Genomic DNA, 16,613 nt, shown 5'->3' on the forward strand with positions numbered 1-16,613 from the left:
TTGACGAAATTCTGGAAGCGTCTGACGGCATCATGGTTGCTCGTGGCGACTTGGGTGTTGAGATCCCAGTAGAAGAAGTTATCTTCGCACAGAAGATGATGATTCAAAAATGTAACCGTGCGCGTAAAGTGGTTATTACCGCAACGCAAATGCTTGATTCTATGATCAAGAACCCGCGTCCTACCCGCGCAGAAGCCGGTGACGTAGCGAATGCTATCCTTGATGGTACTGATGCTGTGATGCTATCAGGTGAAAGTGCCAAAGGTAAGTATCCACTGGAAGCTGTGTCTATCATGGCAACCATTTGTGAGCGTACTGACCGTGTAATGCCAAGCAACCTGTCTGCTGCAAATGACAGCGCTAAGCTGCGTATTACTGAAGCGGTGTGTAAAGGTGCAGTTGAAACTGCTGAGAAGCTGCAAGCACCTCTGATTGTTGTAGCTACTGAAGGTGGCAAGTCAGCAAAATCCGTACGTAAATACTTCCCTCAGGCAAACATTCTGGCACTGACAACCAACGAGAAAACAGCACAACAGCTGGTTCTTAGCAAAGGTATTACACCGCTGATCGTTCCTGTGATTGCTTCTACCGACGATTTCTACCGTCTGGGTAAAGAGGCTGCACTGGCTTCTGGTCTGGGTGAGAAAGGTGATGTGGTTGTCATGGTATCGGGTGCATTAGTACCAAGCGGTACAACCAATACTTCATCTGTTCACGTTCTGTAATTTCTGTTTTCCCTGTACGTAAAAAATACGTACAGGGTTTCTGGAATTTGCTAATGCATTGAGCAGCAGTAAAGCCAATTTAAAACAGTAAGATACAGCCCGTACTACGGGATCAAAAAAGGCATGCCTTACCATGATATTGGAAGCATGCCTTTTTTATTGTCTGTTTTTTTATCGTTTACTCTGCATTTATAAATAACCGCACTTATAAATAGCTGCGCTGATTATTTTGCTGTATCACGATGCTGATATTTGCTTGCCAGTGTTAACGGAATAATAAACAAGCTGACACCTGGATAACGGCTACTGCCATCTTCATGCTCAAATTTGTGCACCACTTCTTGATAAAGCGAATTATTTTCATCAACGGTCACATCAATGAATAGCTCACCAAGATAAGGTACATCTGCATCATTATCCGGCCATAAATCAAAACACTCACGGTACCCAATGCTGTTTTTATCCAGCCACGCCAATGTTTTAATACGTAATTCATCATTTTTATAATCAAACTCATCCAGCTCTGAATCATCTGGGCTGAAAAAAGTGATCATAAGTACATCGGCTTTTTTTTGCCGAGCAATGCTATCAATGGTGACCCACTCTTCTGACATCGTGCTTTCCTATTTTTTATGCATACCTTTTTTAGGCGTATGTTGTTATACCGCCAAGGTCATGGTCGAAATAACTGTATCGTCCGCTATCATACCTTGCCGGCTTTCTCAGCCCTAGTAGAGGGGAAAAAAAAGCAAAGTCTCGCTCTATTAGGTTATTTTTCACACTGCCTGTTTTTATGCCAAACAACCCGCAGATAACTCTTTGTGTTTTCTTTAAATTCAGCAGACAGCATGATGAATGCGCTATAGCGCAAAGAAACAGCCATAGAGTTGCACAAAATCAGCGCAATTATCTCTTTGCCCCCTCAGAGTGAAAGAAAAGAGTCTGTAGGAAACTATGTCACATCACATTTTTATGTAAAAATACATAAAGTGTGATGTTCGTTAGACTCTGCCCCATTACACCGCTCACCCCAGAGAATACAGCGTAATCCTGATCTCTATCTCACTTTGATTAAGACTGAGCAATGAATACTGACGTGAATACTTCAATAAAAGATGGCTTGTTAGAAAAACTCTTCAAGTTGAAAGCACACGGCACGAACCCTAAAAAAGAGCTGGTCGCGGGGATCACCACCTTCCTGACCATGGTATATATTATTTTCGTTAACCCGCAGATCCTGTCAAATGCGGGTATGGATACACAAGCGGTATTCGTTACCACCTGTCTTATCGCTGCTGTTGGTAGTATTCTGATGGGGCTGTTTGCCAATTTGCCGATTGCGCTAGCGCCAGCAATGGGTCTAAACGCCTTCTTTGCGTTTGTGGTTGTTGTTGGTATGGGTTACTCATGGCAGATTGGTATGGGGACCATTTTCTGGGGTGCAGTTGGCCTATTGTTGCTGACCGTATTTCGTGTTCGTTACTGGCTGATTTCGAATATTCCCGTCAGTTTACGTATTGGTATTACCAGTGGTATTGGTCTGCTGATTGCGCTGCTGGGTCTGCATAATGCGGGAATTGTTGTTGCCAGCCCTGCCACTATGGTGACGGTAGGTGATTTAGCCTCTCTGCCTTGTGCATTAGGTGCATTGGGCTTTTTCCTGATCGTGATTTTAGCCGCACGTGGTGTCTATTCAGCAGTACTGATCTCGATGATTGTTACCACCACGCTAGGAGTCCTGTTTGGTGATGTCAAGTTTCAGGGGCTAGTCTCTCTACCACCAAGCGTGATGCCGGTATTCGGGCAGTTAGAGTTGGTCAACTCACTGGATATTGGTCTAGCAGGGATAATCTTCTCATTTATGCTGGTCAATCTGTTTGACTCTTCCGGTACTCTAATTGGTGTGACCAACAAAGCCGGATTAGCTGATGAAAAAGGCCGTTTCCCGAACATGCAAAAAGCCCTATACGTTGACAGCATCAGCTCTGTTGGCGGTGCATTTATGGGCACCTCATCGGTTACCGCATTTATTGAAAGCTCCGCCGGTGTATCGGTTGGTGGGCGTACCGGCCTGACAGCGATTGTTGTCGGTATCCTGTTCTTACTGGCTATTTTCTTCTCACCGCTGGCTGCCATGGTTCCTGCCTATGCTGCTGCAGGCGCACTGATTTATGTTGGTGTGCTGATGACCGCTGATCTGGCAAAAGTGAAGTGGAGCGATCTGACCGAAGCGGCACCAACGTTCATCACCACCATCATGATGCCGTTTAGCTTCTCAATCACCGAAGGTATTGCAACTGGCTTTATCTCTTACTGTGTATTAAAAGCAGGTACAGGCCGCTGGAAAGAGCTAAATCCGTGTGTTGTGGCCGTTGCATTGCTATTTCTGATTAAATTTATCTGGGTAGATGCACATTAATATCGGCAATATCAGCCTGTTGCCGCAAGGTTAATGCTAACGGCAACAGAGGCACTGTACAGATAACAAACTGATTTTGCTGATAAAAAAATGAAAAAGCGCTTTACGGTATCCGCGTTATTCACGGTATATCGTTAAAGCGCTTTTTTTATTTGTGGTGCTACTGATGATGTTTGTTAACCACTCACTAGCTTTGCTGTGCGCTTTCACCTTACATTTAGGTTCAGCGCTCTCATAAAGTCAGGCCTGATTTAGTAATACTGATCATCGTTATCGTTGTCATTATCACTGTCATACTCGTCATAATGGCGATTTTCATCATTTTGCTTGCTACGGCGGCGTGGTGCATGTGGGTCAACGTCATAACGATCATCATCCTGCTGGGTATCATCGTCTTCATCTACATCATGATCATTTTCATCATAGCCGTCATCGGCATCATCATCGTCGTCATGATCTGTATCTGAATCTGCCTCTGATACTGCAGAGTCATCGTCATCCTCATCATCAAACATCACAGGAACGGTTTGCCCCTGTTTTGCCTCACGGATCTCTGCGGCAACTTGTGCTATCGCCTGACCACTTGATAAGCCTTGCGCCATCAGTTGATGGATTTTCTCAACGGCTTCTTGCTGTTCTGCGTGTGATAATGCGGGCAGACTCATCAGAGTGACTCCTTATTAAACTTCACAATAAAATTTACCGAGTAAATTGACTCAATCTTGCACGGTGTTGCCCTTTTCATACCGAGAAAGGTTATCGACGATAAGGGGCATCGAGTATAAAGCAGGCGTGGCAATATATGCAGAGAAATACCGTATACCAAAACAAAAAGGAGCCGAAGCTCCTTTTTTGTCAAAACAAAGGCTAAATATGTAAAAGCTGAGACTAAGAACAGCCTAATTTCACTTATTTTTGCATCTCAAGTTCGGCAATTTTTACTTTCCAGATATCAGGCCCTATCTGGTGTACATTTGCGCCGCGGCTGTCTACAGCCACGGTAACGGGCATATCTTTTACATCAAATTCGTAAATCGCTTCCATCCCTAAATCGGCAAAAGCGACCACACGTGACTTTTTAATGGCTTTCGCCACCAGATAAGCCGCACCACCAACAGCCATCAAATACACCGCTTTATGCTTTTTGATGCTCTCTATTGCCGCGGGGCCACGCTCTGACTTACCGATCATGCCAATTAACCCAGTTTCACCCAGCATCATCTCGGTAAATTTATCCATGCGTGTAGAGGTTGTCGGGCCTGCGGGACCAACCACTTCATCACCGACCGGATCAACGGGGCCTACGTAGTAAATAAAGCGATTATTAAAATCAATACCATCAGGCAGGCCTTGCCCACTGCTTAGCATATCGTGGATACGCTTGTGTGCGGCATCTCGCCCTGTCAGCATTTTACCCGATAACAGTACAGTTTCGCCGACGGTCCACTGCTGGATCTCTGCAGGGGTGACGGTATCAAGATTGACTCGGCGCACATTCGCACCAGCTTCCCACGTAATTTTCGGCCACTGATCGAGTGAAGGTGGAGTCAGCTCTGCTGCCCCCGAGCCATCGAGGGTAAAGTGAATATGACGGGTGGCAGCACAATTGGGGATCATCACCACCGGTTTGGACGCGGCATGCGTCGGAGCGCTCTTAATTTTGACATCGAGCACAGTGGTTAATCCGCCAAGCCCTTGCGCGCCAATGCCTAAACGGTTAGCACGCTGATAAATATCAAGACGCAGTTTCTCTTCGGTAGTCTGTGCACCACGTTCGATTAATTCCTGAATATCACAGCTTTCCATTAAGGCTTCTTTTGCCATAACAGCCGCTTTTTCTGCCGTACCACCAATACCAATACCGAGCATTCCCGGAGGACACCAGCCTGCCCCCATAGTTGGCAGTGTTTTTTCGACCCATTCAGCAATATCATCTGACGGGTTGAGCATCACCATTTTCGATTTATTTTCTGAACCACCGCCCTTGGCGGCAATTGAAACCTCAACAGTATTGCCTTTGACCATTTCAATGTGAACTACCGCTGGGGTGTTGTCTTTGGTATTTTTACGAGTACCCGCCGGATCAGCGACAACCGAGGCGCGCAGGGTATTCTCTGCAAAGGTATAGGCGCGGCGTACCCCTTCATCTACCATTTCTTGCACGGTATCGTCTGTATCCCACTGCACTTGCATACCAATTTTGACAAAACAGGTAACAATACCGGTATCTTGGCAAATCGGGCGATGCCCTTCAGCACACATTCGTGAGTTAATTAGAATTTGGGCAATCGCATCCTTGGCGGCCTGATTCTGCTCTTTGTTATACGCAGTTTCCATTGCACGAATAAAGTCGAGCGGGTGGTAATAAGAAATGTACTGTAATGCATCTGCGACACTGTCAATGAGGTCATCTTTACGGATGATAGTCATCGGTCGATCCTCTTATATTTTTAGGCTTCCAAAGTAGGCAAGGGCAGAGATACGAAGCGGAACACGTAGAGAGATAATGCAACATCCTTATCGTATCGATCCCCTATAACGTAAAGCTATGATACTCTCAGCTTTCTGGCGTGACTATGCGCGCATTCACACACCGATTAATCCGTTATCACAAATCTGAGATGTTTATAAATAACAACCGCTTCCCCTCATGTTTGGCATTGGAATACCACACAGAGTGTGTGTTAAATCTGTTTGCGCCACTTGCCACTCTGCCATGGGCGATGTTGCTCACCTCTGGGCGCTCAACGCACCAACATAGCCGTTACGATATTCTGGTGGCAGATCCCCTTGCCACGCTGGAAACTTATGGCAACCACACCACTGTCGAGATGAATAATCAGCAGTCGGTACACACGGGTGATCCGCTACAGTTGCTTGAAGAGATCCAACAACGCTGCTTGCCGGTGCTGAAAAGCCATCCGACACTGCCATTTTTAGGCGGTGCAGTAGGGGCGTTTTCGTATGATTTAGGCCGCCGTTTTGAGATCTTACCTGAAGGCAGTGACGCAGATATTACGCTGCCCGATATGGCAGTGGGTATTTATGACTGGGCACTGATTGCTGATCATCAGCAACAAACGCTGACGTTGTTTAGCCACCAAGATGTGCATCAGCGTTATCAGTGGCTGTTACAGCAGGCAGACAACCCGCTTGGTCCAGTTTCAGCACTTACCCCGCCCACAGTAACCATGCCGTTTGTGCTCACAGATGACTGGCAACCTAATATGACGCGGGCAGAGTATCAGCAGAAATTTGATGCTGTGCAGGCCTATTTAGCCTCGGGCGATTGTTATCAGGTTAATCTAGCACAACGTTTTAGCGCGCCGTATACCGGCAGTGAGTGGGATGCTTTTTTACGCTTAAACCAGTCTAACCAAGCCCCGTTCTCTGCATTTATCCGTTTAAAGCAAGGCGCTCTTCTCAGTGTATCCCCCGAACGGTTTTTGGCTGTTACCGGTACGCAGGTGGTCACCCGCCCGATTAAAGGCACTCGCCCACGCAGTACTGACCCTATTTTGGATAGAGCAGAAGCCGCGGCACTGGCCATGTCAGAAAAGGATCAGTCAGAAAACCTGATGATTGTTGATCTGATGCGCAATGACATTGGCCGTGTGGCAAAAGCCGGCAGTGTGACAGTGCCCGAGCTGTTTGTGATTGAGAGCTTCCCAGCAGTGCATCACTTAGTCAGTACTGTGCAGGCAGAGCTGGAAGAAACGCAACGCAATACCGATTTGCTACGAGCCTGTTTTCCGGGCGGTTCTATCACAGGTGCGCCTAAAATCCGCGCGATGCAGATTATTGATGAGCTTGAACCACAGCGGCGCAGCTTTTACTGCGGCAGTATTGGCTATTTAAGCTGTTGTGGGCGGATGGATACGAGCATTACCATTCGTACTTTAGTGGCAAATCAGGGAAAACTGCACTGCTGGGCTGGTGGTGGCATTGTGGCAGACAGCCGTGCCGATGATGAGTATCAAGAGACACTGGATAAAGTGGGCCGTATTCTACCAGTACTGGCTAATACGCTATGAACCCAATGCTGGCGAAGATACAGACACGTTTTCTGCTGCAAACGGCAGTAAAACCGGCAGTATCTGCGTTTATCAGTACGACAACAATGCGTTCAGCCGCCGTGCTGATCCCGCTGGTTAACCGCGCTGATCCGCAGTTGCTGTTAACGCAGCGGGCGTTGCATCTTCGCCATCACGCCGGACAAATTGCCTTTCCGGGCGGACGCAAAGAGCCCCGTGATGGTTCACTGATCATGACAGCGCTACGGGAAACTCAAGAGGAAATTGGCCTGACAGCCGAGCATATTCAAATTTGGGGAACGCTGCCCGCGATCAGCACGGTCAGTGGTTACTTAGTCACACCTGTGATTGGTCTGGTACAGCCAAACTTTGTGTTACACGCCGATACCAATGAAGTAAGTGATATTTTTGAGTTACCGCTAGCCAATTTTTTGGCTCTGCCGGAGTATCATGCGTGGCAAGTCATCCGCCAACACAATAGAACGCCACACTCTGTCTACGCCATTACGGTGAACCAAAAAACTATCTGGGGCGCAACGGCGGCAATGCTACGTAACTTCGTACAGCACATCACATAATGTGGTTCAAAATGTCACATCTTATTCAAAAATAACAAATTCCCGTCAAATCTAGTGATCAAAATCACATTGATTCATCTGATATATTCATCAGATCACAGAAAATGCATGCTGACATATCTTTGACAGAGTAACCCTCTATACTCCCGCGCCAACAACCAATAATATTCTAAATTCCCCAAGGGTGACGGCGAAATGAAATCAGAAGCAACTGTCAATACAGTAGCAAATGCTGCAAATATACCGTGGAGCAAACAAGATACTACGTGGGTGCTAAGCCTGTTTGGTACTGCTGTCGGTGCAGGTATTTTATTTTTACCGATTAACGCCGGTATGGGTGGTTTTTGGCCGCTGCTGGTCATGGCGCTGATTGTTGGCCCAATGACCTATTTAGCTCACCGTGGTATGTGCCGTTTTGTTCTGTCTTCTTCAAAGCCAGGCAGCGACATTACTGAGGTGGTTGAAGAGCATTTCGGAAAAACTGCCGGTAAGCTGATCACCCTGCTGTACTTCTTTGCTATCTACCCTATCGTGCTGATTTACGGTGTAGGCATCACCAACACGGTTGACTCTTTCATGGTTAACCAGCTGGGCATGGAGTCTATCCCGCGTGGCATTCTGTCTATCGTACTGATTCTGGGTATGATGTCAGTCATGATCGCCGGTGAGAAGCTGATGCTGAAAGTCACCGAGTTTCTGGTGTACCCACTTGTTGCTATTCTGGCATTCCTGTCTATCTACCTGATTCAAGACTGGAATACCTCAATGCTGACAGCACCGATGCCATCATTTGCTGATTTTGGTTCAACATTGTGGCTCACCATTCCGGTACTGATTTTTGCGTTTAACCATTCACCTGCAATCTCTGCCTTCTCTATGGCACAGCAGCGTACTTACGGTGAAAATGCAGAGCGTCGTGCTAGCCAAATTCTAAAGCGCACTTCAATGATGCTGCTTGGTTTTGTTATGTTCTTCGTATTTAGCTGCGTACTTAGCCTGAGCCCAGCAGATTTAGCTGCAGCGAAGCAGCAAAATATCGCAGTTCTGTCATACTTAGCAAACAAGCATGAAAGTCCGTTTATCTCTTACTTAGGCCCGTTGATCGCCTTCGTTGCTATCGTAAGTTCTTTCTTCGGCCACTACTTAGGTGCGCGTGAAGGTCTAAATGGCTTAATTGTTAAGCAACTGCGCTCAAATGGTAAGACTCCTGACATTAAGAAGATTGACCGTTTCACTGTAGTGTTTATGATTGCAACCTTGTGGATTGTTGCTTCCATCAACCCAAGCATTCTGGGTATGATTGAATCACTCGGCGGCCCAATCATTGCCATGATTCTGTTTATCATGCCAATGTACGCAATCCGTAAAGTACCTGCGATGCAGAAGTACAGAAGCGACAAGTTAAGCAATGCCTTCGTTGTACTGATGGGCTCTGTAGCAATCTCTGCGATTGTGTTCAGCCTGGTCTAACAAGCAGAAAGCAAACATCCATGGATGGAGGGGAGCAGGTTTTTACCTGCTCCCCTTTGTGGTTTGTGCATAAACAGCACCACGGATAAATACAACTTACTTTAGCGTTGAGATATCAGCGCTAACACCCTAATTTGATTGACCAATTTGGCCTGTGGCCTCATTGAGGAGAACACCGTGATTAGCGTATTCGACATGTACAAAATCGGTATTGGCCCGTCAAGCTCACACACTGTTGGGCCAATGAAAGCCGGTAAACAGTTCGTCGATGAGTTGGTAACCATGGGGCGTCTCAAGGATGTGACCCGCATTGCCGTTGATGTTTACGGCTCACTGTCTCTTACCGGTAAAGGGCATCATACTGATATCGCTATCATTATGGGCCTAGCTGGTAACATGCCGGATACCGTGGATATCGACAGCATTCCAGCTTTTATTCACAACGTTGAAACGACCGAGCGTTTAGCATTAGCAAAAAATGCACACGAGGTTGAGTTCCCGCGTGAAGGTGGAATGAACTTCCACAACACAAATCTTGAACTGCATGAAAATGCGATGCAAATCCACGCCTTTTCCAACAATGAGAAAGTATTAAGCAAAACTTACTTCTCAATTGGTGGTGGTTTTATTGTGGATGAAGAGCATTTTGGTAAAGAACAAGCCTCTTCATTTGTAATGCCATACCCGTTCAACCATGCATCAGATCTGCTGGCACATTGCCAAGCAACCGGTCTGTCACTGTCAGGCTTAGTGCTACAAAATGAGCTGGCCATGCACAGCATGGAAGAGATTGAGCACTACTTCCAAGCGGTATGGAAAACCATGCAAGATTGTATGGACCGCGGCCTGAACACCGAAGGTTATCTGCCCGGCCCACTGCGTGTTCCACGCCGTGCCTCTTCGCTACACCGTTTGCTGATTACGTCAGACAAGCTGTCGAGCGATCCGATGAATGTGGTTGACTGGGTCAACATGTTCGCACTGGCCGTAAGCGAAGAGAATGCGGCCGGTGGCCGTGTCGTGACTGCACCAACCAATGGCGCATGTGGCATTATTCCTGCGGTACTGGCCTATTATAATCACTTCATCAAGCCTGTTACCGATGAAGAGTGCCGCCGTTACTTCTTTGCTTCCGGTGTTATTGGTGCGCTATACAAAATGAACGCCTCTATCTCGGGTGCTGAAGTAGGCTGTCAAGGCGAAGTGGGTGTTGCCTGTTCAATGGCTGCTGCAGGTCTGGCAGAATTGCTGGGTGGCTCACCTGAGCAAGTGTGTATTGCCGCAGAAATCGGCATGGAGCACAACTTAGGCCTGACCTGTGACCCTGTTGCAGGCCAAGTTCAAGTGCCTTGTATCGAGCGTAACGCAATTGCCTCAATGAAAGCGATTAACTCTGCACGTATGGCGATGCGCCGTACCAGTGAGCCGCGTGTATCACTTGATAAAGTGATCGAAACCATGCTGGAAACCGGTAAAGACATGAACGCCAAATACCGTGAAACCTCACGCGGTGGTCTTGCAATCAAAGTGGTTCACTGCGATTAATCTGGCGCTATGAGTCCAATTTTTTGCATTAACACAAATGATCACCTCATTTTCGGTGATCATTAAATAAAGTTAAGCACAGCAGATAAACAAACCAAGCCGGTGCACCTTGTACCGGCTTTTTTATCTTCTTAATTGAATGACTTACGCTTCCCATGGATCATAATATTACGCGGAGTAATCGGGTGTTCACAAAACTCACCTAACTGAACATCATACCCCTGCTCTTGCAGATACAATGCCCGATCAAGTGCCAGCCAGATCTCTATCGGCCGACGGAATAAATGCCTAACCAGCTCGGTTCTACTGACCTGTAGATGGCGTTGCTGTCCTACCCTTTCCCAGTATGCCCAATCAACCTCATCGGGTAACGCTATGCCTTTTTTCTCTGCCGCCCAATGTACAAACGCAATAAAACCTTGTGCCAATAGTGCTTTTGGTAAGTTCGGTACATTCAGATAACAATCAACACCACGGATCTGACGCTGTAGAGCATCAAACCCTAAACGGTAACTGACCTCAATATGGCGTAAACGCTTGATTCGCTCACCACCGGTCACTGACTCTTGCAAGCTCAACCGCAAATCATTTTTATCCAGCCTGAGCGCCGATTTTGCAGCAGCAACAGACATAGGCTGATAAATATCCGTTGGGATTTTATGATAACAACAGGGTGATATGGTCAGAGCATCGCACGCTGCCCGAGCGCCATGTTGCAACAATTGCATATGTAACGCACCACAGGCATGCAGGCCAACCGCATGTTGCTGTGCGCGGAAAAAATGCGACGCTGACGGCGCAAAAGCATCCTGCTCATAAAACTGCACTTGTGAGAGCCCCTCGGCCTTTGCCAGTACATCTCCATCAGCACAAAGTACCGCCTGTAGTTCAATACACTCAACAGGCAAATTCCGCTGCTTTGCCAAGGCTCGGCCTAAATGCCCCTTTCCGGCACACCACTCCAGTAGCGGAAGATGTTCGTTTGGCATAGTGGCAATAAAATCAGTAATTTGCTGCTGTTTACGCGGAGAGATAGCACCAGATGTTGCCGATAATGGCAGTGTTGTACAGCCTGCATCTCGTGGCATTATCGGAATTTGAGCGGCCTGAAATAGCGCAGGAGCCTGCGAAATAAAGGGGGTAAGAAACGCCAATAGTGCGTGTTTATCATTATCCAGCGTATCAATATCATGCAAAGATAACTGGCGTAATGCCGCATCAAGTGCTGAATCAGTCTGCTGAAAATAGGCTTCTAACGAGTGAAATGGGTAAAACTGCCAATAGTGTGTTAACCCACTCAACAGTGTATCAAGCGTGACAAATTGCGTCTGCAGAGTCATGTACGAAAAATACCATCAAAAAATTCACACGGTTTATCCGTGAATATCTTATTTATTCTTCGGTATCTTAGGGGGAATGCTGAAAATCACCACTCTTTTTTATATTTACAGCACTTTATACCTACAGCATGATAAGCGCATAGGTGAAACGACAAAGGGCTTCCCATTGAAAAGCCCTTTGTGCAGTAACTCAATAGCAAGACACTGTAAACAAAACAAAAACAGCATAAAAACGATATGATGCAGGGATAAAAAACTCCCCAGCACCCACCGTTTTTCTATCTAACCGGTAATTTAATATCTTCAAACATCTCTTCAATCTCTTCATTTGAGCGTAATGAGATTGCGGTATTAACCAGATCTTTGGTTAGATGTGGGGCAAAGCGCTGCATAAAATCGTACATATAATTTCGCAGGAAAGAGCCTTTTCGAAAGCCAATTTTTGTGGTGCTTGCACCAAAAATATGGCTAGCATCAATGGCTATTAGATCTTTATCCAAAACCGGATCAATTGCCATAGAAGCCACCACACCAACACCAATGCCTAAACGGACATAAGTTTTAATGACATCGGCATCCGTTGCTGTAAAAACAATGCGCGGTGTTAACCCTTCCCGATTGAATGCCGAATCTAATTCAGAACGGCCAGTAAACCCAAAGATATAGGTGACCAGCGGATAAGCGGCCAGATCGTGAATAGTGATTTGCCCTTTATGCGCCAGTGGGTGGTTCGGAGAGACCACAATTGAACGATTCCAGTGATAACAAGGCAGCATGACTAAATCGTGATACAGGTGCAGCGCTTCCGTTGCAATGGCAAAATCAGCAGCCCCTTTAGCAACAGCCTCAGAGATCTGTGCAGGTGTGCCCTGATGCATATGTAAAGAGACTTTCGGATAGCGGTCAATAAACCCTTTAATCACTTTTGGCAACGCATAGCGAGCCTGTGTGTGGGTTGTTGAAATATTCAGAGTTCCACGCTCAGGGTGAGTATGTTCACCGGCAACTGATTTGATACTTTCAACTTTTGCCAAGATATCACGTGATATACGGATAATCTCTCTACCCGCAGGGGTGACTTGCGTTAAATGCTTTCCGCTGCGCTCAAAAACCTGAATACCCAGCTCATCTTCGAGCATTCTCACCTGCTTGCTGATGCCAGGTTGGGAGGTATAAAGCCCTTCAGCAGTGGAAGATACATTTAAATTATGATTAACGACTTCTACAATATACCTAAGCTGTTGTAATTTCATAGCCAACTCAACCGTTATTCCGTTAACTCTTGTGGCACTATTGCCTAGGGCGATACTTCAAGTAATTACTTATCCACTAAGTGCATACTCCATACCAGAGTTTATTCATAAAACCGACAAATTGCTATGCAATCAGAACATCAAGATGAAGTTAAATCTGTTTAATCTGATTTACATCTTACTTTTCAGCACAAGATGATAAAAATAGCCATATCACAAGAATAGAGTCCTTCTACTATCTTGCAATGCGCTAATCATGTATCTTTAACTGCGATTTTTTGACTCTTGGATCTAGAGCCCCCATTTATGAACTTAATCCTTTTCTTCATCTTGTTCGGTATTCTTTTATTACTGGTTATTGGTTACAACATTGTTGTTCAAAACAGAGCAAGAATTGCACATACCAAACGTATTGAAGCTCAAAAATTAAACGCCATTATTGACGAAACTGATCAGCTTTTAACGCAAGTCAATACCATCCCGTTTAGTAAAGATCTGCTGCTCTGCTTACAAACCCGTAGCCTAATAGCCATTAAGGGGTTAGCACAGCTTGATTCAAAAAATACCGACTTAGCAGAACAAGCTACTGCGCTGCAAACACAAATTAATCACTCTACACAGAATTTTGCAGGACAAGAATTAAGCCACTTCACCCCACCCGATAATGATAAACAAGCGTTGGTTTTATTAAAGCTAATCCGCCGATTGCGAGCGGTGATCCGTGCAGAGCACGGCTATGGCAGACAAGAGACGCGGGTTTTTATTGCTGAAAACCAACGTTTAGAACGCTTACAGCTAATGATCAATATTGATAATTTGTATAAACGTGCCCGTGAAGCACTCGCTGCCAACCAGTGGAGTAATGCAAAACAACTGCTGACCAAAGGGTTAAATGTACTGGCAAAGTATGAAGATGATTATGCAGAAAAAATGACCACGCGCATGATTACGGATATTGAAGAAATCAACCGCCACCAGAATGAAGTGAAACGAAAGCTCGATAATCAGTCAAAACAAAAAGAGTCTGACGATTTAGACGTGTTATTTCAACCTAAAAAGAAATGGTAAATGCCATATTGCAGGGCTCAACACACAACGTATGAATCAGCTTGCACTGAACAATAATTAACAATGAGCTTGCTGAATAATTATACAATTGCGATCGCGATGTAATAAATGTATTTACAATATGATTACATTGGTGATTGTATCAATAAAATAAGACAAAAAATAAAAGCCGCATTAGCGGCTTTTATTTTTATTGAAACATGGCTGCAATAAGTAACATGAGATTACTTCTCTTTTGCGACCCATTTCCCATCAACATAGAATGCTGACCAACCAGTAGCCTTACCCTCTTTTTCTGAAGCAACATATTGCTGCTTCGTTTTACGGCTAAAGCGGACGGTCGTTTTATTTCCTTCAGGATCAGCAACAGGCGCATCCGCTAAATAACGCAGTTTTTCTGCCAGCCGATCTTTAAACATCACCAACTCTTCTACCAGCGGTGCACGGGTTTCACGTGATTTAGGGAATGTATTGGCAGCAAGGAACACGCCTGCAGCACCATCACGCAATACAAAGTAGGCATCTGACTTTTCACACTTAAGCTCAGGTAACGGTACCGGATCTTCTTTTGGTGGTGCAATTTCACCGCTTTTCAAAATCTTACGGGTATTTTTGCAATCAGGATTCGTACAACCCATGTATTTACCAAAACGACCGACTTTTAAGTGCATTTCGGTGCCACACTTGTCGCATTCGATAACTGGGCCATCATAGCCTTTCAGACGAAACTCGCCCTGCTCAACTTCATAACCATCACAGCTTGGGTTATTACCACACACATGTAATTTGCGGGTATTGTCCAGTAGGTAGCTGTCCATCGCTGTACCGCATTTAACACAGCGGCGACGCGCCAACAGTGCGTTGGTTTCAGCAACATCACCTTCTAAAATATTAAGCAGTTCCGCTTCAGGGATAAGGTTAGTGGTTGTCTTACAACGCTCTTTTGGCGGCAGAGCATAACCCGAACAACCTAAGAATACGCCGGTAGTTGCAGTTCTGATCCCCATCGGACGGCTACATGTCGGACATTCAATGTCAGTTAAGATCATTGGATTAGCGCGCATGCCACCTTCGCTGTCATCTTTTTCAGCAACATCAATCAAGGCAGTAAAATCTTTAAAGAAACGGTTCAGAACCTGTTTCCACTCCTCTTTGCCATTTGCCACTTCATCAAGCTCACCTTCAAGGTGGGCCGTAAAGTCATAGCTCATCAGCTTAGTGAAGTTCTCTTCGAGACGATCTGAGACTATTTCACCCATTTTCTCGGCATAAAAACGGCGATTCTCAACGCGTACATAACCGCGGTCTTGAATAGTCGAGATAATGGTTGCATAGGTTGACGGACGACCAATACCACGCTTTTCAAGCTCTTTAACCAACGATGCTTCACTAAAACGCGCCGGTGGCTTGGTAAAGTGTTGGCTAGGGTCAAGTGCCTGTAGCTCAAACTTCTGACCTTTTTCAACCGCAGGTAAAGCCTGATCATCATCATTTTTACGGTTAGCAACCTGTACGCGAGTCCAACCATCAAAGCGCAGTGTACGTCCACGCGCTTTCAGTGTGAACTCACCGGCAGTTACGGTTAATGTAGTGGAATCATACTGAGCTGGAACCATCTGGCAAGCCACAAACTGACGCCAAATTAAGCCGTACAGTTTTTGTGCGTCTTGCTCCATTCCCTTAAGTTCATCAGCTTGAATCGCCACATCAGAAGGGCGAATAGCTTCGTGTGCTTCTTGTGCATTCTCTTTGCTAGAATAAGTTAATGCTTTTTCTGGCAGGTATTTTTCACCAAATTCTGACTCAATAAAACCGCGTGCCATGCTCAGTGCATCTTGGCTCAGGTTCGTTGAATCGGTACGCATATAGGTAATATGCCCCGCTTCATACAAGCGCTGTGCCAGCATCATGGTTTTTTTCACCCCATACCCTAAACGGGTACTGGCAGCTTGCTGCAACGTAGAGGTGATAAACGGCGCTGAAGGCTTGCTTGATGTCGGACGATCTTCACGATCGGTAACGGTATACGCTGCTTTTTCGAGCAGAGCAACGGCCTCATCGCTTTCCGCTTGTGTAACAGGCTCAAACGCTTTGCCATTACGCTGCAAAACCTGCATACGCAGCACTGTGCTTTGCGCACGCAAGTCAGCGTGTAGTTCCCAGTACTCTTCCGGTACAAAG

13 protein-coding genes are annotated in these 16,613 nt (G+C 45.9%); 7 read left to right on the forward strand and 6 right to left on the reverse strand.

Annotated features, from left to right (window positions below):
• On the forward strand, positions 1–725 hold a 725-nt coding region (locus tag ACRC27_RS12345; RefSeq protein WP_438640003.1), incomplete at its 5' end, for a pyruvate kinase.
• 224 nt (positions 726–949) lie between these two features.
• On the opposite strand, the gene ACRC27_RS12350 is transcribed toward ACRC27_RS12345, so the two are convergent.
• Positions 950–1,339: a hypothetical protein gene (locus tag ACRC27_RS12350; RefSeq protein WP_438629996.1), complete on the reverse strand. Its 390-nt coding sequence runs from the start codon at positions 1,337–1,339 to the stop codon at positions 950–952.
• A gap of 470 nt (positions 1,340–1,809) precedes the next feature.
• Here ACRC27_RS12350 and ACRC27_RS12355 point away from each other — a divergent pair, with 470 nt between their 5' ends.
• Positions 1,810–3,144 (forward strand): NCS2 family permease, encoded by a 1,335-nt coding sequence (locus ACRC27_RS12355; RefSeq protein ID WP_438623407.1) that lies wholly within the window; start codon positions 1,810–1,812, stop codon positions 3,142–3,144.
• A 251-nt stretch (positions 3,145–3,395) separates the two neighbouring features.
• Here ACRC27_RS12355 and ACRC27_RS12360 read toward each other — a convergent pair whose 3' ends face one another.
• Both ACRC27_RS12360 and ACRC27_RS12365 read right to left on the reverse strand, forming a co-directional pair.
• Positions 3,396–3,809 carry a YoaH family protein gene (locus ACRC27_RS12360; protein ID WP_438629998.1) on the reverse strand — a complete coding sequence of 138 codons (414 nt, stop codon included), beginning with the start codon at positions 3,807–3,809 and terminating at the stop codon, positions 3,396–3,398.
• A gap of 244 nt (positions 3,810–4,053) precedes the next feature.
• Positions 4,054–5,574, reverse strand: coding sequence for a fumarate hydratase (locus ACRC27_RS12365; protein WP_438623409.1), 1,521 nt, complete (start codon positions 5,572–5,574; stop codon positions 4,054–4,056).
• 191 nt (positions 5,575–5,765) lie between these two features.
• Between ACRC27_RS12365 and pabB the strand changes: the two genes are divergently transcribed.
• The 4 genes from pabB to ACRC27_RS12385 all read left to right on the forward strand — a co-directional run bounded on the left by pabB (position 5,766) and on the right by ACRC27_RS12385 (position 10,771).
• Entirely contained in the window at positions 5,766–7,178 is a 1,413-nt protein-coding gene (gene pabB, locus ACRC27_RS12370) for an aminodeoxychorismate synthase component 1 (protein ID WP_438640004.1), read from the forward strand.
• Positions 7,175–7,756 carry a CoA pyrophosphatase gene (locus ACRC27_RS12375; RefSeq protein WP_438640005.1) on the forward strand — a complete coding sequence of 194 codons (582 nt, stop codon included), beginning with the start codon at positions 7,175–7,177 and terminating at the stop codon, positions 7,754–7,756. The genes pabB and ACRC27_RS12375 overlap by 4 nt, the downstream gene beginning before the upstream one ends.
• Positions 7,757–7,951: 195 nt before the next feature.
• The gene (locus tag ACRC27_RS12380; RefSeq protein ID WP_438623412.1) at positions 7,952–9,226 is read left to right on the forward strand and encodes an HAAAP family serine/threonine permease; all 1,275 of its coding nucleotides are present in this window, start codon (positions 7,952–7,954) and stop codon (positions 9,224–9,226) included.
• A 177-nt stretch (positions 9,227–9,403) separates the two neighbouring features.
• Positions 9,404–10,771, forward strand: a complete 1,368-nt coding sequence (locus tag ACRC27_RS12385) for an L-serine ammonia-lyase (protein ID WP_438623413.1) — start codon at positions 9,404–9,406, stop codon at positions 10,769–10,771.
• A 131-nt stretch (positions 10,772–10,902) separates the two neighbouring features.
• Here ACRC27_RS12385 and ACRC27_RS12390 read toward each other — a convergent pair whose 3' ends face one another.
• Together ACRC27_RS12390 and cysB are read right to left on the reverse strand one after the other, a co-directional pair.
• Entirely contained in the window at positions 10,903–12,111 is a 1,209-nt protein-coding gene (locus ACRC27_RS12390) for a methyltransferase (RefSeq protein ID WP_438640006.1), read from the reverse strand.
• Between the two features lie 278 nt (positions 12,112–12,389).
• On the reverse strand, positions 12,390–13,364 hold the full coding sequence (gene cysB, locus ACRC27_RS12395) for an HTH-type transcriptional regulator CysB (RefSeq protein WP_438623415.1): 975 nt from the start codon (positions 13,362–13,364) through the stop codon (positions 12,390–12,392).
• 306 nt (positions 13,365–13,670) lie between these two features.
• Between cysB and ACRC27_RS12400 the strand changes: the two genes are divergently transcribed.
• Entirely contained in the window at positions 13,671–14,432 is a 762-nt protein-coding gene (locus ACRC27_RS12400) for a hypothetical protein (RefSeq protein WP_438640007.1), read from the forward strand.
• 224 nt (positions 14,433–14,656) lie between these two features.
• On the opposite strand, the gene topA is transcribed toward ACRC27_RS12400, so the two are convergent.
• Positions 14,657–16,613, reverse strand: a 1,957-nt coding sequence (gene topA, locus ACRC27_RS12405) for a type I DNA topoisomerase (protein WP_438640008.1), incomplete at its 5' end; no start/stop codon positions are given.

The organism is Plesiomonas sp. (assembly GCF_051650925.1).
Classification (GTDB): Bacteria; Pseudomonadota; Gammaproteobacteria; order Enterobacterales; family CAMTGL01; genus Plesiomonas.